The organism is Lysobacter firmicutimachus, assembly GCF_037027445.1.
Classification (GTDB): domain Bacteria; phylum Pseudomonadota; class Gammaproteobacteria; order Xanthomonadales; family Xanthomonadaceae; genus Lysobacter; species Lysobacter firmicutimachus.
Genome location: NZ_JBANDL010000002.1, coordinates 3,986,927 through 4,009,337, shown reverse-complemented (window position 1 = coordinate 4,009,337; position 22,411 = coordinate 3,986,927). Strand labels below are relative to the sequence as shown.

General features: G+C 69.9%; 17 protein-coding genes and 1 pseudogene. 10 read left to right on the top strand and 8 right to left on the bottom strand.

The window, feature by feature from the left end:
• The first annotated feature begins 481 nt into the window (after window positions 1-481).
• Window positions 482-1,948, top strand: coding sequence for a pyruvate kinase (gene pyk / locus V2J18_RS17335; RefSeq protein ID WP_336132438.1), 1,467 nt, complete (start codon window positions 482-484; stop codon window positions 1,946-1,948).
• A gap of 188 nt (window positions 1,949-2,136) precedes the next feature.
• Here the strand turns inward: pyk and V2J18_RS17330 are convergent, their stop codons facing one another.
• Window positions 2,137-3,435: an SH3 domain-containing protein gene (locus V2J18_RS17330; protein ID WP_064748975.1), complete on the bottom strand. Its 1,299-nt coding sequence runs from the start codon at window positions 3,433-3,435 to the stop codon at window positions 2,137-2,139.
• Between the two features lie 235 nt (window positions 3,436-3,670).
• On the opposite strand from V2J18_RS17330, the gene V2J18_RS17325 reads away from it, so the two are divergent.
• The 3 genes from V2J18_RS17325 (at window position 3,671) to V2J18_RS17315 (ending at window position 7,627) form a co-directional block, all read left to right on the top strand.
• On the top strand, window positions 3,671-5,494 hold the full coding sequence (locus V2J18_RS17325) for a hypothetical protein (RefSeq protein WP_064748976.1): 1,824 nt from the start codon (window positions 3,671-3,673) through the stop codon (window positions 5,492-5,494).
• A gap of 331 nt (window positions 5,495-5,825) precedes the next feature.
• Complete coding sequence (locus tag V2J18_RS17320; RefSeq protein WP_064748977.1) at window positions 5,826-6,836, top strand: class I fructose-bisphosphate aldolase; 1,011 nt, start codon at window positions 5,826-5,828, stop codon at window positions 6,834-6,836.
• A 158-nt stretch (window positions 6,837-6,994) separates the two neighbouring features.
• Window positions 6,995-7,627, top strand: coding sequence for a hypothetical protein (locus V2J18_RS17315; RefSeq protein WP_141233531.1), 633 nt, complete (start codon window positions 6,995-6,997; stop codon window positions 7,625-7,627).
• 268 nt (window positions 7,628-7,895) lie between these two features.
• On the opposite strand, the gene cysK is transcribed toward V2J18_RS17315, so the two are convergent.
• Window positions 7,896-8,852, bottom strand: coding sequence for a cysteine synthase A (gene cysK / locus V2J18_RS17310; protein ID WP_064748979.1), 957 nt, complete (start codon window positions 8,850-8,852; stop codon window positions 7,896-7,898).
• Between the two features lie 302 nt (window positions 8,853-9,154).
• Here cysK and V2J18_RS17305 point away from each other — a divergent pair, with 302 nt between their 5' ends.
• From V2J18_RS17305 to V2J18_RS17285, 5 genes are all read left to right on the top strand, one after another.
• Window positions 9,155-10,276: an efflux RND transporter periplasmic adaptor subunit gene (locus V2J18_RS17305; RefSeq protein ID WP_336132437.1), complete on the top strand. Its 1,122-nt coding sequence runs from the start codon at window positions 9,155-9,157 to the stop codon at window positions 10,274-10,276.
• Complete coding sequence (locus tag V2J18_RS17300; protein ID WP_336132436.1) at window positions 10,269-10,460, top strand: hypothetical protein; 192 nt, start codon at window positions 10,269-10,271, stop codon at window positions 10,458-10,460. Before V2J18_RS17305 ends, V2J18_RS17300 begins: the two co-directional genes overlap by 8 nt.
• On the top strand, window positions 10,457-13,582 hold the full coding sequence (locus V2J18_RS17295; protein ID WP_336132435.1) for an efflux RND transporter permease subunit: 3,126 nt from the start codon (window positions 10,457-10,459) through the stop codon (window positions 13,580-13,582). Before V2J18_RS17300 ends, V2J18_RS17295 begins: the two co-directional genes overlap by 4 nt.
• A 231-nt stretch (window positions 13,583-13,813) precedes the next feature.
• Window positions 13,814-14,371 carry a GNAT family N-acetyltransferase gene (locus V2J18_RS17290; RefSeq protein ID WP_064748984.1) on the top strand — a complete coding sequence of 186 codons (558 nt, stop codon included), beginning with the start codon at window positions 13,814-13,816 and terminating at the stop codon, window positions 14,369-14,371.
• On the top strand, window positions 14,361-15,449 hold the full coding sequence (locus V2J18_RS17285) for a TrmH family RNA methyltransferase (protein ID WP_425606050.1): 1,089 nt from the start codon (window positions 14,361-14,363) through the stop codon (window positions 15,447-15,449). Before V2J18_RS17290 ends, V2J18_RS17285 begins: the two co-directional genes overlap by 11 nt.
• 297 nt (window positions 15,450-15,746) lie before the next feature.
• Here V2J18_RS17285 and V2J18_RS17280 read toward each other — a convergent pair.
• From V2J18_RS17280 to V2J18_RS17260, 5 genes and pseudogenes are all read right to left on the bottom strand, one after another.
• Window positions 15,747-16,058 (bottom strand): annotated as a pseudogene (locus V2J18_RS17280) (RebB family R body protein); the annotation flags it as partial.
• Between the two features lie 296 nt (window positions 16,059-16,354).
• Entirely contained in the window at window positions 16,355-17,656 is a 1,302-nt protein-coding gene (locus V2J18_RS17275; protein ID WP_425606117.1) for a M28 family peptidase, read from the bottom strand.
• Between the two features lie 547 nt (window positions 17,657-18,203).
• Window positions 18,204-18,611: a large-conductance mechanosensitive channel protein MscL gene (gene mscL, locus V2J18_RS17270; RefSeq protein WP_064747783.1), complete on the bottom strand. Its 408-nt coding sequence runs from the start codon at window positions 18,609-18,611 to the stop codon at window positions 18,204-18,206.
• A gap of 56 nt (window positions 18,612-18,667) precedes the next feature.
• On the bottom strand, window positions 18,668-19,396 hold the full coding sequence (locus V2J18_RS17265) for a fumarylacetoacetate hydrolase family protein (RefSeq protein ID WP_336132433.1): 729 nt from the start codon (window positions 19,394-19,396) through the stop codon (window positions 18,668-18,670).
• Window positions 19,397-19,400: 4 nt separating this feature from the next.
• A complete protein-coding gene (locus V2J18_RS17260) occupies window positions 19,401-19,733 on the bottom strand; it encodes a hypothetical protein (protein ID WP_064747781.1) in 333 nt (110 codons plus the stop codon).
• A 120-nt stretch (window positions 19,734-19,853) separates the two neighbouring features.
• Between V2J18_RS17260 and V2J18_RS17255 the strand changes: the two genes are divergently transcribed.
• Window positions 19,854-20,171 carry a Rieske (2Fe-2S) protein gene (locus V2J18_RS17255; protein ID WP_336133131.1) on the top strand — a complete coding sequence of 106 codons (318 nt, stop codon included), beginning with the start codon at window positions 19,854-19,856 and terminating at the stop codon, window positions 20,169-20,171.
• A 343-nt stretch (window positions 20,172-20,514) separates the two neighbouring features.
• On the opposite strand, the gene V2J18_RS17250 is transcribed toward V2J18_RS17255, so the two are convergent.
• Entirely contained in the window at window positions 20,515-22,362 is a 1,848-nt protein-coding gene (locus tag V2J18_RS17250; RefSeq protein ID WP_064747779.1) for an SLC13 family permease, read from the bottom strand.
• Between the last annotated feature and the right edge of the window lie 49 nt (window positions 22,363-22,411).

Below are 22,411 nucleotides of genomic sequence, written 5' to 3'. Positions count from 1 at the left end.
CGATGGGGAGAGAGGGGGAATTTTGAAGGCATACCTGATCCTTGGCGACCGCGGATGCGGCCGGATTTCCGAACGGCTGAAGCCGCGGAGTCCTGATGGGTAGGGGGGTGAAACGTCTTGTCTTAAAAACCGAGTAGCGGCGTCCTCCTTCCTTGGCGACGGTATCGATCGGCGTGGGGCCATGCTCCGTGGCCCGCGATCATGGTCGAAGAGGGCAGACTAAAACGCAAGCGTCGCGAGCGTTGCGAACCGCAGTTTTGCCGGATGCATTTTTGCCCGAATCTGCTGTCGCCTCGAATGCGTAAAAACGTCGAAATGCCGCGGCTTCGGCGATCGTCGCCGCGCAGCGTTCCGGAGCCAACCAGGGTCTTTGATCATGACATTCGCCACCGCATCGTCGTGCCTGTGGCGCAGCGGCGAATCGCGCCTGCGACCGCCACCCCGGCTGTGCTAGTTTTGGGCCAAGTCCAGAGAGCCCCCTATGTCCTCGAATCTGCGTCGCACCAAGATCCTCGCCACCCTCGGCCCGGCCACCGATCCGCCGGGCGTACTGGACGCCCTGCTCAATGCCGGCGTCGACGTCGTCCGGCTCAATTTCTCCCACGGCGATCCGTCGGGGCAGGTGGCGCGGGCGCAGGCGGTGCGCGAGGCGGCGCAGCGGCAGGGCGTGGAAGTCGGCATCCTGGTCGACCTGCCGGGGCCGAAGATCCGCATCGAGCGTTTCGCCGAAGGCCGGGTGCTGCTCAAGGCCGGCGACCGCTTCGACCTGATCGCCAGCACCGACGCGCCGCCGGGCAATCTGCGCGAGGTCGGGGTCAGCTACCTGGGCCTGCCCAACGACGTCGCCCCGGGCGACGTGCTGCTGCTCGACGACGGCCTGCTGCAGTTGCGGGTCGGCGCGGTCGACGGCGCGCGCATCGTCACCACCGTGCTCAACGACGGCGCGCTGTCGGACCGCAAGGGCCTCAACAAGCTCGGCGGCGGCTTGTCGCTGGGCGCGCTGACCGAGCGCGACAAGGAACTGATCAAGATCGCCGCCGAACTCGGCGCCGACTTCATCGCGGTGTCGTTCTGCCGCAACGCCGAGGACATGCACGAGGCGCGCCGGATCGCCCGCGAGGCCGGCTGCGACGCCGCCCTGGTGTCGAAGATCGAACGCGCCGAGGCGATCGAGAACCTCGGCGAGATCGTCGAGGCCAGCGACGTGGTCATGGTCGCGCGCGGCGACCTGGGCGTGGAGATCGGCGATGCCGAGCTGCCCGGCCTGCAGAAGAAGATCATCCGCGAGTCGCTGGCGCGCAACCGGGTGGTGATCACCGCCACCCAGATGCTGCAGTCGATGGTCGACAACCCGATCCCGACCCGCGCCGAAGTGCTCGACGTCGCCAACGCGGTGATCGACGGCACCGACGCGGTAATGCTGTCGCAGGAATCGGCCGCCGGCCGCTATCCGGTCAAGGCGGTGGAGGCGATGTCGCGCATCTGCCTCGGCGCCGAGCGCCAGTTCGACCACGACACCGATTTCGAGGCGGCGCCGCGCAACCTGGAGCGCGCCGACCAGGCGATCGCGATGGCGGCGATGTTCCTGACCGAGCACATCGGCGTGCGCGCGATCGTCGCCATGACCGAGTCCGGTGGCACCGCGCGTTTCCTGTCGCGGTTCCGCTCCAACGCGCCGATCTACGCCTTCTCGCGCCACGCCGGTGCGCGCCGGCGCATGGCGCTGATGCGCGACGTCTACCCGATCGATTTCGACAGCCGCGGCCTGGCCTCGCGCGACGCCGCGCGCAGCGCGGTCAAGCAACTGTTCGACACCGGCAAGCTGGCCCAGGACGAGCGGGTGATCTTCACCAGCGGCGACACCATGGAGCAGCACGGCGCGACCAACACCTTGCGTCTGCTGCAGGTCGGCGCGGACGGTTGCGCCGAGGGCCTGGGCGAGTTGTAAGCCGATCCGCGGGGCCGCTGCGGTGGCGCCGATGCGGACATGCGATGCGGAGACACGAAAAAGCCCGGCTCGCGCCGGGCTTTTTCGTGCTCGCGATATTTCCGATCCGGTTTCTCTTCGAATGGCGGGCGATGCGCAGACCGTCGGTGTCAGCGATTCCAGACCGCGGCAGCGCGGTCGGGCGAAACTCAGGCGCCGGTGTAACCGCCGGCGTACACCGGCTTCCACTGGTCGGACTGGCGGGTCCAGATCTGGTACGAGCTGCCTTCGTACTGATGCAGACGGAAGATCAGTTCGGCCTCGCCGTCGCCGTCCAGGTCCAGGGCGTCGTGGAAGGCATGGGTTTCGACCATGTCGCCGCCGGTTTCGCGGGCGATGTCGCCGACCTTGCGGTACTGCTTGCCCGAGGCCTCCAGCACCAGCACCGCATCCAGGACGCTGTCGGCCTGGTCGGGGCGCTTGAGCGGTACCGCCGCGTCGGCCGTGGCGACCAGCAGGCGCTGGCCGCCGGCCAGCACCACGGCATGGGCGCGCAGGCCGGCGCGCTGTTCTTCGTCGTAGGGGCGCAGCGCTTTGTCGATCGCGGCGCGGTCCAGGCGCTTGCCGGTCAGCAGGGCGCGCAGTTCGCGCTCGACCGCGCGGCGCTCGTCGGACGACAGCTTCGCTTCGACCCGTGCGGCGCCGGCGCCGAGCGGCTCGTTGCTGGCCAGGCCAGCCAGCTTGTCGTCGCGCTCGGTCGCGGGCGGGTGGCGGACCTTGGCCTCCAGGCCCAGACCGACCTCTTCGCCGCGCTCGATGACCTGGACCAGGCCGTCGCCGGCGCCATTGCGGTAGAAGTGGAAACCGCGCCAGACCGGGTAGGTAGCGTCGCCGGTGGCGGCCTCGGCGTAGCGGCCGCGGCCGTCGATGCGCGCGATCGCGGTGAGGTAGCCATGATCGACGCCGAACAGCAGGCGCGGTTCGCCGGCCAGGCGTTCGACCTTGGGCGCGGTCATGCGTTCGCGGCGTTCGATCGCGGCCCGTGCGGCGGCACCGTCGCCGTCGGCCTGCAAGGCGTCGATCAGCAACTGGTGGCTGTCGCGCGCGAACGGGCGCAGGGCGATCGCGCGCTCGGCGATGGTGCGGCGCTCGGCGCCGGCGGCGCGGCGGTAGTCCTGCTCCAGCGAGGCCGCGGTCGGCGCACGCGGGCCGAGCAGGTCGGCGCGGATCCAGCCGACCGAGGGATTGGGGCGTTCGGAGGTCGCGCGCACCCAGTCGCCCAGCTGGCATTGCACCTGGACTTCGGCGCCGATCGGCACCGAGGTCACAGCGCCGCCGTCGGCGCGCGGCAGCGAGCGCATGCGTGCGGCGTCGACCACGACGTAGCGGGTGGAGCGGTCGAGCTGGGCTTCGCAGCGGGCGACGGCTTCGCGGAACTCTCGGTCGGCGTCGGTCTGGGCCTGGGCGGCGGGCAGGGCGGCTAAAACGCCCAGTGCCAGGGCGGCCACGGCCGATCGACGCAAGCAGTGGGGCGGAGGGTTCGAGGGCATGCGCGCGTTCCTTGTGCGGCGATGAGTCGGTCGCAGAGCTTAGGGCGGCCGCAGCCGCGCTGTACAGTCCGGAATGGACCACCGCGAATGCTGCATGGCACATCTCGCCTGAGGCGACGGGGGTGGGTTACAAGGACGAAGCGGCGGCCGCGTGCGTGGACGCCGCTCCGATCATCATGCACTGAGGAAGCTAATGAACAAGGGATACGCAATCATTGTGCGGGCCGCGCTGGCTGCCGCCGTGTTGGCGTCGGGCTCGGCCTGGGCAGCCGATGGCGACGCTTACGACTTCGGCGGCATGTACGGCCTGTACCCGTCCAATGGTGCCGTGCAGTACTACACCAATCCGGCCACGGGCGCGGCCAGTTGCCCGACAGGCTACGATGCCCACTTGGTCTACGGCACCGCCAACGTCGACTGGTCGATGTACCTGTGCACCCGCCCGCATGTGACCGGGCGCGCGCCGTTGTACGACTTCGGCGGCATGGTCGGCCTGGCCAATAGCCCGGAAAACGGCGCCCTGCCGTGGCGCGGCTATCACTACTTCGTCAATCCCTTCACTCATACTCACGAATGTCCGAGCGGCTATCAGCGCCGGCAGGTGCTGGGTACGCCGAGCGTCGACCACAATCTGTTCTATTGCTACCGGCCGCATGTCGAGGGCGGGTTGCGCCTGGATTTCGCGGGCATGACCGGCGACGGTGCCGCGCCGTACGCCAACCCCGCCACCGGCGTCGCCCATACCTGCCCCAGCGGCTATTCGCGCTACACCGCGTTGGGCAGCCCCAATATCGACTACACCTTCTACTACTGCGGCAAGCCGCAAAACGCGGGCCTGCAGCCGGCCGGCAAGGGCAGCCTGGGACTGGGCGAGCCGATCGTGCCGAATGCGGTCTCGCGCTTCCCGCACGACCCGGCGCAGCAGCAGGCCGATGTCGATCGGCAGGTGTTGTTGGCCAAGGGGTTGCGGCCGCGGGTGTTCCGGATGTGGATGCTCAATACCCATATCCTGACCGACGAAAACACCCTGGGGCCCTACGCCCACCTGCATCAGCGCGCGGTGCAAGCCTTGGCCGACGCCAACATCACCCTGGTTGGCGTGGACAATTCGTTTCCGACCTGGTTGACCGGTGTGCCGGGACGCGAGGGCGGCTCCTGGATTCTGCCGTGCCCGGAATCGGGCTCGGCGACGTACGCGAGCTTCCTGCAGCGCTATGAGAAGAGCTGGGCCACGATCGCGCGCGCCTATCCGCAGATCAAGCTGTGGCAGGTCGCGAACGAAACCAATGGCGTGAAGGTCAATGGCCACGGCATCGACGTGTTCGCGGCGCCGTTGGCGGGACAGCCCGGCGCTTGCGCAAACGGACGAGTCCAGTTCACCGACCAAGACCGGGTCGACATCACCATGGACCTGATGCTGCATGCGCGGCGCGGCATCAAGGCCGGCAATCCGCAGGCGCTGGCCTTCTTCCCGCCGCCGTCCCCGCTCGGCGACGTGAGCCTGGCGCCGATCGCCAATTTCATCGGCGCGGTTTACGCCAACATCGCGGCCGGCAACCGGCCCAGTACCAACGCGCGCGACTACTTCGACGGCGTGTCTTGGCATCCGTACATCTTCGGCGATGCGACCGCGACCAGTTGGCTGCAGACCAACAACGCTATCCACGATGTGCTGGAGAACTACGGCGACGGTGATGTGCCGGTGATCCTGTCCGAGGCCGGCAACTCGTCGCTCTCCTGCAGCGCCGGCTCATGCCAGGAACGCTCGGCGACCCAGCTGCGCGACTGGATGCAGCACACCCTGGAGCTGAGCCAGTCGCCGGAGGCTTCGGCGATGCCGTGGCTGACCTATCTGATCTGGTTCCGGATGAGCGACGTGCACAGCGACCTGATCACGGCGCCCGATCCCGAGCACCATTACGGCATCCTGAAGGGCGACAACAACACGCCGTCACCTTCGTCGAATCTGTTCTGCCAGTACACCGGCTGCTACTCGCTGGAAAGCATCCCGTTCTGATGTGCAATCGCCGGCGGCCGGACAGGCCGGCCGCCGGTATCGGACGGAATTCCACCCCGGGGCGTCATAGGGGCGGCGCGTGCGTGAGCGGAGGCGGGCGCGGCCATGGAACCGGCATTGCGTGGCGTCGAGCCTAACGACGGTGTGCCCGGCGGCTGGATCGGGGGCGGCGCCCCCGATGACATCGGTACCGGTCGCCGCGCGAGGGCGCCTTGTAACCGATTACCCGCGCCGCACGTCGCAAGTCTCTGATTGAACAGGGCTCGGCCAAGGCAGCGTTCACCCACAACCGCTATAATCGCGGGCTTCCCACCGCTCCCGCAGGATCTCCATGAGCATCGAACAGCTTGCCGAAACCGCCCAGGCGATGGTCGCCGCGGGCAAGGGCATCATCGCCATCGACGAGTCGAACGCCACCATCGCCAAGCGCTTCGCCGGCGTCGGCATCGACAACACCGAGGAGAACCGCCGCGCTTACCGCGAGCTGCTGCTCACCACGCCGAAGATCGGCGACTACATCTCCGGCGCGATCCTGTACGACGAAACCATCCGCCAGTCGACCAAGGCCGGCGTGCCGTTCACCAAGATCATGATGGACAACGGCGTGATCCCGGGCATCAAGGTCGACAAGGGCCCGCAGCCGCTGGCCGGCTTCCCGGGCGAAGTCGTCACCGAAGGCCTGGACGGCCTGCGTGCGCGCCTGGAGGAGTACTACAAGCTCGGCGCTCGCTTCGCCAAGTGGCGCGCGGTCATCAACATCGGCGACGACATCCCGTCGGGCACCTGCATCGAAGCCAACAGCCACGCGCTGGCGCGCTACGCCGCGCTGTGCCAGGAGCAGGGGCTGGTGCCGATGGTCGAGCCGGAAGTGATCATGGACGGCAGCCACGACATCGATACCTGCTTCGAAGTCACCGAAGTGACCCTGCGCTCGCTGTTCGGCGCGCTGTACGAGCACAGCGTGCTGCTCGAGGGCACCATCCTCAAGGCGTCGATGGTCCTGCCGGGCACCCTGGCCGCCGAGAAGGCCAGCGTCGAGGAAGTCGCCGCCGCCACCCTGCAGTGCCTGAAGTCGACCGTGCCGGCGACCCTGCCGGGCATCGTGTTCCTGTCCGGCGGCCAGTCCGACGAGGACGCCACCGCCCACCTCAACGCGATGAACCTGATGGGCCCGAACCCGTGGCCGCTGTCGTTCTCCTACGGCCGCGCCATGCAGTCGGCGGCGCTGAAGCTGTGGTCGCAGGATCTGGCCGGCAACGTCGCCAAGGCCCAGCAGACCGTGTACGAGCGCGCCAAGGCCAACGGCCTGGCCGCGCTGGGCCAGTGGCAGAAGGCGGCCTGAGCCGACCCGCGCCGCTGACATAGCGACGAAAACGCCGGCCCCGAGCCGGCGTTTTCGTTTTTGCGGCGGCGGACCGCGCGCCGCCGGTGCGCGCGGCCGGCGCCGGCCGTAAGCTGCGGGTCCTGCCGCAGGGACGCCATGCCGTGACCGAGACCTCCATGCCGACCATTCCTCCCGCCGCCGCTACCGCGGTACGTGCCGGGCACACGATCGAGGCGATCAAGCTGGTGCGGGAGGCCAACCCGGGCATGCGCTTGGCCGAGGCCAAGGATGCGGTGGAGGCCTATGTCGAGGCCAATATCGAGGCGGGCGGCTGGAAGGATGCGCCGGCCGCGGACGGGCCGGCGGCGGTGCGCGCCACCGGCGGGCTGCCCGACGAGGCGGTGAGCCTGTTGCGCAGCGGCCGCCGGCTGGAGGCGGTGAAGCGGGTGCGCGAGGCGCTGGGCCTGGGCCTGCGCGACGCCCTGACCCGGGTCGAAGCCTTCGAGGCGGAAGAGGACAAGGCTTTCGTCTCCGGCCGCGCGCCGGTGATGGCCGCGGTGCCGGGCGATGTCGCCATGGCCTTGTTGCGCGGCGACCGCGAGGGTGCGCTGGAACTGTTGCAGAACCGCCACGGCCTGGAGCCGACGGAGGCGCTGCGCCAGGTGCTGCTGCACGAACGCCAGCGGATCGGCCGCGGCGGCGGCCGCCAGCAGGCCACGGTCGCCGCGGGCGACGGCGGCGGTCGCTGGATGGTTTGGGCCGCGCTTGCGGCCTTGCTGGCCGGCGGCGCCTGGTACGCGTTGGTTTGAACCGGCACGCGGGTCGATAGTCGCGCCGGACGAGCCCCTTGCAACCGTCGTGCCCGGCCGGAACGCTCGCCGCCGCCCGCCCGTCGTGATGCCCGCGAAGCCGGGCATCGTCCAGGGCTGCATCCAGGTTCGGCCCTGAAGTCTTTGCATGTTCGGTGTGGCCGAAGCGCTGCCGGGTCGTTCGAGTGGGAACGACGGCATGCGCCGCCAGAGAAGCGCAACGCAGGGAATCGAGCGCGCTCGATTCCCCGCGTTCTGGTGACCTCGCTCAACCCAGCGAGGCCAGCCATTCGTCGTCGCTGCCCTCGGCGATGCCTTCGAACAGGAAGGTGCTGAGGTAGCGCTCGCCGGTGTCCGGCAGCATCGCCAGGATCACCGCGCCGGGCTCGGCATTGCGCGCCACTTCCAGCGCCGCGGCCGCGGTGGCGCCGGCGGAAATGCCGACGAAGAGGCCTTCCTCGGCGGCGAGCCGGCGCGCGGTGTCGCGGGCGAGCACGTCGTCGACCGACAGGATCGCGTGCGCGGCGTTGCGGTTGAGTACCGCCGGGACGAAGTCCGGGGTCCAGCCCTGGATCTTGTGCGGCTGCCATTCCTTGCCGCTGAGCAGGGCGGCGCCGGCCGGTTCGCAGGCGGTGACCTGCACCTCGGGTCGGGCCAGGCGCAGCATTTCGCCGACTCCGGTGAGGGTGCCGCCGGTGCCCCAGCCGCTGACGAAATGATCCAGCCGGCGGCCGGCGAAGTCCTGCAGGATTTCGGCCGCGGTGGTGCTGCGGTGGTAGGCCGGATTGGCCGGGTTCTCGAACTGGCGGGCCAGGAACCAGCCGTGTTTCTCGGCCAGTTCGGCGGCGCGCCGGACCATGCCGCTGCCGCGTTCGGCGGCCGGGGTCAGGATCACCTTGGCGCCGTAGGCGCGCATCAGCTTGCGCCGCTCGACCGAGAAGGTCTCGCTCATCGTCGCCACGAACTTGTAGCCGCGCGCGGCGCAGACCATCGCCAGGGCCACGCCGGTATTGCCCGAGGTCGCCTCGATCACGGTGTCGCCGGGCTTGAGCAGGCCGCGCGCCTCGGCGTCGAGCACGATCGCCAGGGCCAGGCGGTCCTTGACCGAGCCGCCGGGATTGAAGGCCTCGACCTTGGCGTAGAGCGTCACGTGGGCGGGAGCGAGGCGGTGCAGGCGCACCACCGGCGTGCGGCCGACGGTGTCGAGAATGCTGTCGTGGATCATGGCGAAGACTCCGGAGCAAGCCTGGGGGGGACGTCTTGCGAGTATGAACTTCGCCGGCCGGCGCGGCGGCCTGGCGGCGGTTACCGGACTGCAACAGCGGTCGCGGCCCCAACACATGGCCGGCACGACTTTGCGGATACGGTGGTCAACCAATGGCCCACGCATGCGTTCATGCCCCACCGCTAGACTCGCGCGGTTTCGTTGCCGCGCGTGCCGCGTCCGTCGCGCGATCCGTCCGCCGCAGCCTCCGGGCCGCGGCGGGCCGCGCCGCCGCCCTCCCGGGCCCCCGTTCAGAGAACCGCATGCGACCCAGTACCGGATTCCCCCTGTGTTTCGCCCTCGTTTCTGCGCTGGCCCTGGCCGCCTGCGGCAAGGGGGCGGCGCCCCAGGGCGGTCCAGGCGGGGACGGGCCCGGCAGGAGCGGCGACCGGCCGGTGCCGGTGACGGTCGAGTCGGTGCGTCTGCGGCCGTGGAACGACAGCCTGCAGGCGCTGGGCAACGTCAAGGCGCGCGAGTCGGTCACGGTCACCGCCAAGGTCAGCGAAATCGTCCAGACCGTGCATTTCGACAGCGGCGACCGGGTCGCGGCCGGCGCGTCGCTGGTCACCCTCAGCGGCAAGGCCCAGCAGGCCGCCCTGGCCCAGGCCGAAGCCGCGGCCAAGGAAGCCGAGAGCCTGTACCAGCGCCAGAGCGAGCTGGCCGCGCAGCAGCTGATCGCGCGCTCGGCGCTGGACACCCAGCGCGCCACCCGCGACGCCACCCGCGCCCGGGTCGAACAGATGAAGGCCGACATCGGCGACCGGGTGATCCGGGCGCCGTTCGCCGGCGTGCTCGGCATCCGCCAGGTCAGCCCGGGTTCGCTGGTCACCCCGGGCACGCCGATCGCCACCCTCGACGACACCGACCGCGTCTACGTCGACTTCCCGGTGCCGGAAACCCGCCTGGCCAGCCTGGCCCGCGGCCAGCGCATCGACGGCGGCAGCGCCGCTTACCCCGGGCGCACGTTCGAAGGCACGGTCGGCACGGTCGACGCGCGCATCGACCCGGCCACGCGCGCGGTCACCGTGCGCGGCGAGTTCGCCAATCCCGAGCACTTGTTGCGCCCGGGCATGCTGATCCAGGTGACCCTGCTGCAGCCCGAGCGCCAGGCGCTGCTGGTGCCGGAGATCGCGGTGGTCCAGGTGGGCACCGATTCCTACGTGTTCCGGGTCAAGCCGGACCAAACCGTCGAACGCGCCGACGTGCGCGTGGGCGCGCGCCGCGAGGGCCTGGCCGAAATCGTCGAGGGCCTGGCCGCCGGCGACCGCATCGTCGTCGACGGCACCGGCAAGCTGCGCGTCGGCAGCAAGATCGCCGCCGCGCCGGCGGGCGCCGCGACGCCGCCGGCGAAGGCCGCGGCCGGCAAGGGCGGCGCGCATGACTGAGCTCTCGCGCCTGTCCGAATGGCTGCGCGCGCTGCTGCCGGCCTTGCCGGGTGCGGCGCGCTCCGATAGCGCGGCGGAGACGGCCAACGACGATGCGCCGCGCAGCGAGACGCGCGACGGCGCCAAGCCGGCGCCGGTCTACATCGCGCCCAAGCGCCGCGACGGCCGGAGCGACGGACGATGATGCTGTCCGACGTTTCGATCCGCCGCCCCGTGTTCGCCACGGTGATGAGCCTGCTGTTGATCGTGCTCGGGGTGATGGCGTTCTCGCGCCTGACCCTGCGCGAGCTGCCGGCGATCGACCCGCCGGTGGTCTCGGTCGACGTGACCTATCCCGGCGCCTCGGCGGCGGTGGTGGAAACCCGCATCACCCAGGTGCTGGAAGACGCGCTGGCCGGCATCGAGGGCATCGAGAGCATCGAGTCGCGCAGCGTCAACGGCCGCGCTTCGATCAGCATCGAGTTCACCCTGCAGCGCGAGATCGAGGCCGCCGCCAACGACGTGCGCGACGCGGTCAGCCGGGTGTCCAACCGGATGCCGGAAGAAGCCGACCCGCCGCAGATCGAAAAGGTCGAGAGCGACGCCGACCCGATCCTGTGGCTCAACATGAGCTCCAAGCAGATGGACACGCTGCAGCTGTCCGACTACGCGGAGCGCTACGTGGTCGACCGGCTGTCCTCGGTCGACGGCGTGGCCCAGGTGCGGATCGGCGGCCAGCAGCGCTACGCGATGCGGATCTGGCTGGACCAGAACGCGCTGGCCGCGCGCGGCATCACCGTCAACGAAGTCGAGGCCGCGCTGCGCGCGGAGAACGTCGAGTTGCCGGCGGGCCGGATCGAATCGGAATCGCGCGATTTCACCCTGCGCGTGGCGCGCAGCTACCAGAAGCCGGAAGACTTCGCCCAGATCCCCTTGGGCAAGGGCGCCGACGGCTATGTGGTGCGGCTCGGCGACGTGGCCCGGATCCAGCTCGATTCGGCCGAACGCCGCGCCTACTACCGCAGCAACGGCGAGCCCAACATCGGCCTGGGCATCGTCAAGACGTCCACCGCCAACAGCCTGGACGTGGCCCGGGCGATCCGCGAAGAGGCCGACGTGATCCGGCCCAGCTTGCCGGAGGGCACCGACATCTTCGTCGCCTTCGACACCACCATCTTCATCGAGTCGGCGGTCGAGCGGGTCTACCACACCCTGTTCGAGGCGATGGTGCTGGTGCTGATCGTGATCTGGCTGTTCCTGGGCAGCTTCCGCGCCGCGCTGATCCCCGCGGTGACGGTGCCGGTGTGCCTGATCGCAGCCTTCATTCCGCTGTATGCGTTCGGCTTCTCGATCAACCTGCTGACCCTGCTGGCGCTGGTGCTGTGCATCGGCCTGGTGGTCGACGACGCGATCGTGGTGCTGGAGAACATCCAGCGCCGGGCCGATCTCGGCGAACCCAAGCTGGTCGCCGCCGCGCGCGGCACCAAGCAGGTCGCCTTCGCGGTGATCGCGACCACCGCGGTGCTGGTCGCGGTGTTCCTGCCGGTCGGCTTCATGGAAGGCAACACCGGGCGGCTGTTCCGCGAACTGTCGGTGGCCCTGGCCGGTGCCGTCGCGTTGTCGGCCTTCGTCGCGCTGACCCTGACGCCGATGATGTCGTCCAAGTTCGTGCGTCCGCACAGCGAGGAGAAATCCAATCCGATCAATCGCTGGGTCAATGCGCGCCTGGACGGGGTCGGCCGCCGCTATCGCCGCCTGCTGGACCACACCGTCGAGCGGCCGTGGCTGTTCGGCGTGCTGATGCTGGTCGCGTTGGCGATGAGTTTCGGCCTGTTCAAGCTGGTGCCGTCGGAACTGGCGCCGCAGGAGGACCGCGGCTCGTTCCAGATCTCGATCCTCGGCCCGGAAGGCGCCGGCTTCGACTACACGGTCAAGCAGGTGCAGCAGGTCGAGAAGATCGTCGCCTCGCACACCGGCCCGGACCAGACCATCCAGCGCTACAACCCGCGCGTGCCCGGCGGTTTCGGCGCCAGCGAGGAAATGCACACCGGCCGCATCGCGGTGTTCCTGCAAGATTGGGACAAGCGCGAACAGAGCACGGCCGAGGTCGCCGACGGCCTGCGCGCCGAGCTGGGCAAGCTGACCGGCGTGCGCGCCTTGCCGCAGGTCGGCGGCGGCCTGGTGCGCACCCGCGGTCAGCCCATCCAGATCGTGCTCGGCGGCCCCGAGTACGCGCAGCTGGCGCAGTGGCGCGACCGCCTGTTGGCGCGGATCGAGCAGAACAAAGGCCTGTTCTCGGCCGACTCGGACTACAAGGAAACCCGGCCGCAGATGCGGGTCGAGATCGACCGCCAGCGCGCCGCCGACCTCGGCGTCAGCGTCACCGACATCGGTCACGCGCTGGAGACCCTGATGGGCTCGCGCCGGGTCACCACCTTCGTCCAGAACGGCGAGGAGTACGACGTGATCGCCCAGGCCGACCGGGTCCTGCGCGCTTCGCCGGACGATCTGGCGGCGATCCAGGTGCGCGCCCGCGACGGCGGCCTGGTGCCGCTGTCGAATCTGGTCACGCTCAAGGAACTGGCCGAGCCCGGCAGCCTGAACCGCTTCAACCGCCTGCGCGCGATCACCATCAGCGCCGGCCTCGCGCCGGGCTACACCATGGGCGAGGCGATCGCCTGGCTGAACCAAGTGGTGGCCGAGGAACTGCCGGAGCAGGCCCAGATCGACTGGAAGGGCGAATCGCGCGAATACCAGAAGGCCGGCGGCGCGGTGCTGATGACCTTCACCTTGGCCCTGCTGGTGGTGTACCTGGTGCTGGCGGCGCAGTTCGAAAGCTTCATCCATCCGTTCGTGATCATGCTGACCGTGCCTCTGGGCGTGCTCGGCGCCTTGCTCGGCCTGTGGATGACCGGCGGCACGCTCAATCTGTTCAGCCAGATCGGCATCGTCATGCTGGTCGGTCTGGCGGCCAAGAACGGCATCCTGATCGTCGAGTTCGCCAACCAGTTGCGCGACGAAGGCCGGCGCATCCACGACGCGATCGTGGAGGCTTCGGCGGTGCGCCTGCGGCCGATCCTGATGACCTCGATCGCGACCGTGGTCGGCGCGGTGCCGCTGGTGCTGGCCGGCGGTCCGGGCTCGGCCAGCCGGGCGACGATCGGCGTGGTAGTGATCTTCGGCGTCTCGTTCTCGACCCTGCTGTCGCTGTTCATCGTGCCGGCGTTCTACGTGCTGCTGGCGCGCTACACCAAGTCGCCCGAAGCGGTCGCGCAGGAGCTGGAGAAACTGGAAAAGGAAACCCCGCAGGCCGGCGGCCACGCCTGAGCCGAGCTCTTGTAGGAGCGGCGTGAGCCGCGACAACCGAAGCGGTGCTCGAACGCGTACCGGCCGAAGCCCATAAGCCGGCCGCCGGCTTTACCGTTCATCCGGTCTGCGGCCACAGCGCTGGCTTATACCGCTGCGGCGGTCGCGGCTCACGCCGCTCCTACAGGGGCGGCGGGGCGGCGTTTCGGCTTGGCGTTTGCAGCCCGACCGCCGGCTAATTAGGCTTATCCCATGAACGCCGCCGTTTCCTCTGCCGACCCCGTTCCGGGCGACGGCTTCGTCCTGCGCCGCTGGCGCCGCGACGATCTCGACAGCCTGGTGGCGCACGCGCACGACGAGCAGGTTTCGCGCGCGACCAGCGACCGCTTTCCCTATCCCTACACCCGCGAGGACGGCGAACGCTTCCTCGCCGGCGAAGTCGTCGACCTCAACGCTTCGGTGTTCGCGATCGTGGTCGACGGCCGCGCGGTCGGCGGTATCGGCGCGCGCCCGGGCAGCGGCGAGCGTGCGCACTCGGCCGAGTTCGGCTACTGGCTGGGCCGGCGCCTGTGGGGCGCGGGGCTGATGACCAGGGTGGTCGCCGCGTACGCGCCCTGGGCGATGCGCGAGCTGTCGCTGTACCGGTTGTACGCGACGGTGCTCGACCACAACCCGGCCTCGGCGCGGGTGCTGCTCAAGAACGGTTTCGACGAAGAAGGCGCGCAACGCTGCGCCGTGTACAAGCGCGGCCAGCTGCACGATCTGCGGGTGTTCGCCAAGGTAAGAAGGAGTCTCGACGATGCGACATGACCCTCCGCGCGGCCCGCGCAAGCCCGGCGGTACGGGCGAGGGCGGCCCCTGGCGCAGCGGCCCGCGCCGCGACGAACGTCGCGACGACGCGCGACCGCCGCGGCCGGCCGGCGGGGAACCGCACCATCGCGAGGGCGCGCCGCATCGCGGCCACGCCCATCCGCATTCGCGTTCCGAGCGCCGCGAGCAACGTCATCGCCATGGCGACGGCCCCTATCGCGACAGCGTGCGCGACGACGCGCGCGAACGCGCGCCGCGCGCCGGCCTGCGCGCCCGCGACGAAGCCCGCGGCCGCTTCGAGGACGGCGACGACGAAGGCTACGACACGCCGTCGCCGCAGCGCGCGCGCCGCGACGCGGAGGTGCGCCTGTACGGGCTCAACGCGATCCGCGCCGTGTACGCGCGCCGCCCGCAGGCGATCCGCAAGCTGTACCTGGACACGCCGCGCATTCCCCAGCTGCAGCCGCTGCTGGCCTGGTGCGTGGCCAACCGGGTCGGTTACCGGGTGGTCGAACAGGACGATCTCGACCGCCTGGCGGCGAGCAACCATCACGAAGGCGTGGTCGCCGACGTACTGCGCGAGGAACCGGTCTCGTTGTCGGAATGGCTGCGCGATCTGCCGGCCGGGCCGCAACTGGCGCTGTGGCTGGACGGCGTCGGCAATCCGCACAATCTCGGCGCGATCCTGCGTTCGGCCGCGCATTTCGGCGTGAGCGCGGTGTTGCTGCCGAAGGATTCCAGCCTGGCCCTGTCCGGCGCCGCCGCACGCGTCGCCGAGGGCGGCGCCGAAGCGGTGCCGATGGTGCGCATGGGCCGCAGCGACAACGCCCTGGCGCAGTTGCGCGGCGCCGGTTTCGCCCTCGCCGCGACGGTGGTGAACGGCGGCGACGACCTGTTCCGCGCGCCGCTGCCCGAACGCCTGGTGTACGTGCTCGGCGCCGAAGGCGAGGGCATGGACCGCGAACTGGCCGCGGCCTGCGACCAGCGCCTGTCGATCCCGGGCTCGGGCCGGGTCGAAAGCCTCAACGTCGCCGCGGCCACCGCGGTGCTGTTGGCGGCCTGGCGCGCGCGCCGTTGAGCGCGCGCGCCGTCGCGGCGCTCAGACCAGCCGCTTGATGCGTTCGAGCAGTTCGGCGTAAGCCTCGGCCTGGTCCGGCGACTTCAGCATCGCGCTCAGGCACACCGCGGTGGCGGCTTCCTGCAGCACCTGCATCCGCTGCCGGTGCTGGGCGGTGCCGACCTGCTCCAGGGCGGCGACGAAAGCATCGGTGCAGGCGCGCTGGCCGTAGGCGAAGTCGCCGATCGCGCCGAGCACCTTGTCCTGGGCGAAATTCACCGCGTCCTTGACCTGGCCGGAGACTTCGCTGCCGAGCTGGGCGTTCTGGGTCGAGGCCAAGGCGTTCAGCGCTTGCGCGGTGTCGTTCACGGCGGTCTCCACTCGTTGCGGGCCTGCGTCGGATGCGGTGTCCACGCTATAAAGCTGCATGACGCCCTGGGTCAGGGATGCCTGCGCCGTGATCTGCAGTTGCTGCTGGCTGGTCACGGCGTCCTGATACAGCACGGCCAGCGCGTGCGAGACGGATTGGTAGATCGTGCCCATCCCCACGGCCGGCGCTTGGCCGAGGACTTTGACGTTGGCCTGGGTGACGGCATCGGTGATCTGCGGATTGACGACAGTGTCCGGCATGAGTTCCCCCTGTATGGATAGCGACGTGTGAGCGGCGTGCAGCCGTGCGTCTTGGAACAACGCAATTCGCACCCGCGACCGGGCGCACCTCGGGCCGATTCTGTGACTCGAACGTCGGAATCGGACGAGGGCGGCGACAGGGCCCAGGGGCGGAGCGGATCAAGCGCGCCGGATTCCCCGCACCCTTGCCAGCGTTCCCACCGCGGCGGCGGCCGGGCCCAGCCCAAACGAAAACGAGGAACGGGCAGGCACGCTGCTCGTTCCTCGTTGCGGGCCACTCGCGTCGGCTTGGAGCCTCACTCCTCCGGCGGCGTCACCTGCTTCGCGCGGCTGCCGAAATCGCCCTCGGCCGACGCCGCCAGGTAGGCGAACACCGCGTAGGCGGCGACGTTCTGCGCCAGCGCCTTGGGATCGATCTTGTCGAGGGTGTCGTCGGGCGTGTGGTGGTAGTCGAAGTAATCGCTGCCGTCCTGCGCCAGCCGCGCCCAGGCCAGGCCGCCGGCGGCGAACGGCGAGATGTCCGGGCCGGGGCCGCCCTTGCCGGGCGTGTGTTCGATGCCCAGCGGCGCCAGCGCTTTGGCGATCTGCTTGTCGGCGGCTTGGGCGTAGTCAGGGGCCGAGCTGGAATAGGCGTAGATGCGGCCGGCGCCGAAATCGCTCTCGGCGCCGATCTGATGCTTGGCCACATCCTTGGCGTGCTTGAGCGCATAGGCCTTGCCGCCGTGCAAACCCTGTTCCTCGTTGGCGAAGGCGATCACCCGCACGCTGCGCGCCGGGCGCAGCCGGGTCTGGCCGATCAGCTTGGCCGCGGCCATGGTCAGGCCGACGCCGGCGCCGTCGTCGATCGCGCCGGTGCCCAAGTCCCAGGAATCCAGATGGCCGCCGATGATCACCACTTCCTCCGGCTTGCTCTTGCCGCGGATTTCGCCGATCACGTTGTGGGAGGTCGCTTCGCCGTCCCAGCCGCAGTCCAGCGCGAGGCTGACCTTGATCGGGCCGCGCGCGCTGAGGCGGGCGAGCTGGTCGGCGTCCGGCCCGGCCAGCGCGGCCGAGGGGATCGGGGTCAGGCCGTCGTCGAAACGGGTGATGCCGGTGTGCGGGTTGCGGTGCGAGTCGGTGCCGGCCGAACGCATCAGGAAGGCCGAGGCGCCGGCGCGGATCGCCGCGGACGGGCCGCGGCTGCGCACGCGTCCGCCGGGGCCGTAGCCGGCGCCGTCGCGGGCGCGCTCCATGCGGTAGTCGACGAAAGCGATCTTGCCGGCCAGCGAGCCGGCCGGTGCCGCTTCCAGCGCGGCCAGGTCGGCGAAGCGCACGACCTCGGCCTCGACCTGGCCGGCCGGGCTGCCGCCGAGCGCGGTCAGCGCCAGCGGCTGGCGGTGGGCGCCCAGCACTTCGGCGCGTTCGCTGCGGCGTTCCCACTTGGGAAAGGTCACCGGTTCGGTCCAGACCTTGTCGAAGCCCAGTTCCTTGAACTTGGCCTCCGCCCACTTCACCGCGCGCGCATCGGCTTCGCTGCCGGCCAGGCGCGGGCCGACTTCGGTGGTCAACGATTCGGTGATGCGATAGCCCAGGTCGCTGGCCAGAGCGCGCTCGCGCAGTTCGGGCACGGCGTCCAGCGCGGCCTGCGGAATGCGCGTTTCGCGCTGGGCCGCCGCGGCGCCGCCGGCCGCGATTGAACCCGTGAACAACACGGCAGCCAACGCTGCCCACAACGGTGCGCGCATCCCCATCTCCTGGTGCTGGCCCGCCGCCCGGAAGGTCGGGCGGCATAAGGCGAAACCGCGAGCTTAGCAACCGCGATGGGCGTCGCTATCTGAGGAAAGTCACCCTGGACTTGAGCCGTTTTTGTCGCTGGCTATCGCCGCGTTTGAGGCGGTGGCTGCGGGGCTTTGCCGAACGTGGCGATTGACGCGGCTTGTGTAGGAGCGGCGTGAGCCGCGACAGCCGCAGCGGTTAACGCAAGCGCGGCCTCCGAAGCCCGGCCAGCCGTTCGCCTGCTCGCTTGCCCCACGGAGTTGGTCTTCGGACAAGACGCTGGCGTACACCGCTGCGGCTGTCGCGGCTTACGCCGCTCCTACAAACGCCCGGCGCAAAACGCGAACGGCCGCGCAGGGCGCGGCCGTTCGCAGGCGCCATCGAGGCGGCTTACTTCTTCAGCGAATCGCGGATCTCGCGCAGCAGCAATACGTCTTCCGGCACCGCGGCCGGCGCGTCGGCGGCCGGCTTGCGCAGGCGGTTGTAGGCCTTGAGGAACAGGAAGATCACGAACGCGATCAGGACGAAGTCGATCGCGGTCTGCAGGAAGCTGCCGTACTTGATCGCGACCTCGGCCGCGACTTCCTTGCCGGCGGCGTCCAGCTGGGCCGGCTTGAGCACGTGCTTCCAGTCGCTGACGTTGACTCCGCCGCTGAAGTAGCCGATCGCGGGCATGACGATGCCGTCGACCAGGGCGGTGACGATCTTGCCGAAGGCGGCGCCGATCACCACGCCGACCGCCAGATCGACCACGTTGCCGCGCGCTATGAACTCTTTGAACTCGCTGATCATGCCCATCGCATGCTCTCCCTGGTTGACGACATGAGGTGCGGCGCGACAGCGCCGGCGCGGAACTATGCCCGGGCCGGGGTGATGCGGCCGTGGAGTTCGGCCACGCCTTCCAGCGTCGCGCGATAGCGGTCGCCCGGCTGCAGCGGGCCGACCCCGGACGGGGTGCCCATGTAGACCAGGTCGCCGGCGCGCAGCGCGTACAGGCGCGACAGTTCGTGCAGGATTTCCTCGACGTTCCAGACCAGATCGTCGAGCGAGCCGCGCTGGCGCAGCTCGCCGTTGACTTCCAGGGTCAGCGCGCGCGCGCCGAGTTCGCCGACGTCGGCGGCCGGGACGATGGCGCTGATCGGGGCGGCGTGGTCGAAGGCCTTGCCGATGTCCCAGGGCAGGCCCTTGGCCTTGGCCTGCGTCTGCAGGTCGCGACGGGTCAGATCCAGGCCGACCGCATAACCGTAGATCAGGCCCGGCGCGTCGGCTGGGGCGAGTTCGCCGGGCGGCGCATCGCGGCCGATGGCGACCACCAGTTCGACCTCGTGGTGCAGATCGTCGGTGCCGGGCGGGTAGGGCACGTCCTCGCCGAGCTCGATCGCGTCGTGCGGCTTGAGGAAGAACACCGGGCGGCCGCGATCGGCGGCCGAGGTCGGCACCGCCGCGCCCATCTCGCGCGCGTGCTCGGCGAAGTTGCGTCCGACGCAGTACACGCGGCGGACCGGGAAGAACGTACCGTCGGCGATGTCGGCGCCGCGGACCGGGATGCGGGTGAGCGGCGGCGCCGCGACGATGTCGGTCATGGACTCAGCGTGCATTCGGCGTGGAGGAACGACCGAGCAGGGTCGGTGCGACCACGCGGTACTCGCCTTCCACCACGTCGCGCCCGCCGCGGGCGCGCGCGACCGGGCGGCCGCGGCGCTTCCACAGCTTGTAGCCCAGGCCGATGGCGATCATGGCCGCGCCGACGAACACGCTGAACATCACCAGCAGGGCGAGCAGCCCCAGCCCGACCACGCCCAACGCGAACCGCAGGAGGCGATGGCGCGGCTTGCGCGGCTCGAAAGCGCTGCGCATGCGCGACTGGAACGCATTCCATGGCGACCGGTGATCGGTGAAGCGGAAGCTGTGGGCAAACATTTCGGGTGTCGTGAGACAATGCGGCCATTCGCCGGACACGTGAGTATCGTTGCAGGCATGGACGAGGGTGTGAGAACTTCGTTAAACCCGGCGGGCGGCGGCGATGCCGGCGGTCAACTATTGATCGCCCTCGAGCGCCTGGCCGACGGCGGCTTCGCCGAAGTCGAGGCGACCCTCGACGGCGACGCCGAATCGCTGGTGCTGTACCGCGACGGCGACGCCGTCCGCGCTTGGCTCAACATCTGCCCGCATGCCGGGCGGCGCCTGGATTGGGCGCCGGGCCAGTTCCTCAAGAGCAAGGATGGCTTGCTGGTCTGCGCCGCGCATGGCGCCAGCTTCGAACTGCAAGGCGGCGAGTGCACCGCCGGCCCCTGCCGCGGCGAAGCGCTGCGCGCGGTCGCAGTGACGGTGCGCGACGGCGCGGTGTGGCTGGGGTAAGCGGGTCGGGTTGCAGCGCTCGAGCTCAACGGCTCAAAGGCAGATCCGCCCGGCCCTCTTTTTCATAGCGCGCGATAGGCGGGGCGTGGCGGCACGGGCGACTCGCGCGGGCGATTCGGCTTGCGTGGACGCGCCGGCAACGCGCTCGCGCCGACGCGCTTGCGCCCGCGGCCGACCGGGCCTTGCGCAGCCAGCGCTGCTTGCGCGCGCCGACCGAGCCCGCGCAGTTCCGGCCTGCGGCGAATCCAGCCGAAGCGTCCCCCCTTTGGAAGAGCGCGCCAGGGGATTCGCTCTTGCCCGCGCGAACCGGCGCCCGCTCAAGCCGGCGTCGCTGCCCTGCCGCTTACTTGCCCCAGAACAACACGTTGACCATCAACACCGTCACCACGGTGTAGATCAGCGACAGCGGCCCGCCGATCTTCCACAGCTCCTTGCCGCTGTAGCCGGCCGGGCCGGTGATCATCGAGATCACCGGGTTGGACGCGGTCATGAAATTGTTCGAAGCCGACAGCGCCACGATCAGCGCGAACGCGGTCGGGTTGCCGCCGGCCGCCAGGGCCAGGTTGACCGCGAGCGGCACCACCACGATGGTCGCGCCGACGTGGCTGATCACCAGGGAAAAGGCCGTCGTCAACAGTCCGACCAAGATCTCCAGCAGCCAGACCGGCGTGCCGTGCGGCAGACGCTCGATGCTGTGGCCCGCGATCCACGCCGCCGCGCCGCTGGAATCCATCGCCCAGCCCAGGGGAATCAGGCAGGCCATCAGGAACACGGTCTTCCAGTTGATCGCCGCGTAGGCCTCGTCGATGTTGATCACCCCGGCGATCAGCATGCCGGCCACGCCGGTCATCAGCGCGATCGACACCGGCAGGCGCGAGGACAGCGCCAGCAGCATGGCCACGGCGAAGATCGCCAGGGCGATCTTGAGCTTGTGCGGGCGCTGCTCGCCCTTGGGGTAGTCGGTGACCACCACCAGGTCCTTGCTCGCTGCGGCGCTGGCCAGGTCGGTCCAGATGCTGTGGAACACCAGCATGTCGCCAGCGCGCATCGGCACGCTGCGCACGTTCTCGCGCAGCACGCTCTTGTCGCGGTTGATCGCCAGCAGGCTCAGGCCGGACTGCTTGCGCAGGTGCAGGTCGCCGGCGGTCTTGCCGATGTAGCCCGAGGTCGCCGGCACCACCGCCTCGGAAATGCCGGCGCGGCTGGGGTTGAACAGGTCGGCGAAGTTGCGCAGGCGCGAGGACAGGCGCAGGAAATGGTTCTGGGCGAAGTCGGCGACCTGCTGCTTCGGGCCCATCGCGCCGAGCACGCTGCCGACCCAGATCCGGGTGTCGGCCGGCGGCGCCAGGCGCGACTCGTTGTCGCTCTTCAGCGCCAGCAGCAGCGGCGCGCCGCGCAGCGCCTCGGCCTCGCCCAGCGACATGCCGACCAACGGGCTGTCGGCGGTGACGGTGAGTTCGTAGACGTCGCCCTCGATGCCGTAGGCCTTGGCGAAATAGCTCTGGGTGCGGGCCGGGGTGGCGCCCTTGTCGCCGTCGTCGCGCAGCAGCTTGTCGCCGAAGAAATGGAAGTAGGCCAGCGACGCGGCGAGCAGCGCCAGGCCGATCGGCAGCGGCGCGAACATCTTCAGCGGCTCGATGGTCGCCGCGCCCGAGGGCAGGTTGCTGTTGGCGTTCAGCAGCAGGTCGTTGAGCAGGATCAGCGGCGAATTGCCGACCATGGTCAGCGCGCCGCCCATCACGATAGCGGCCGCGATCGGCAACAGCAGGCGCGGCAGCGACAGGCCGGTGCGCGAGGACAACCGCGAGGCGACCGGCATGTACAGCGCCATCACCGACGGGTTCTGCATGAACGAGGAATTGAGCCCGGCCACCGCGGTGGTGAGCAGCAACAGGCGCTGCTCGATGCCGTGCGCCCGCCGCAGCAGCCAGCCGGCCAGCCGGTTCAGCGCGCCGGTGCGGTCGAGCCCAGCGCCGAGGATCATGGTCGCGATGATGCTGATCACCGCGTTGCCGGAGAATCCGTTGAACAGCTCGTCCGGCTCGACCAGCCCGGACAGCCCGAGCAGCACCAGCACCACCAGCGCGACCACGTCGGCGCGGATGCGCTCGAACAAAAACATCGCCATCGTGAACACCACCAGCCCGAGAACGAGCTTCATGTCGGTGGTGAGCGCGAGGGCGGTGTCCATCAGGGGGATTGGGGATTCGGGATTCGGGATTGGTTGGAGCCAAGCAGGG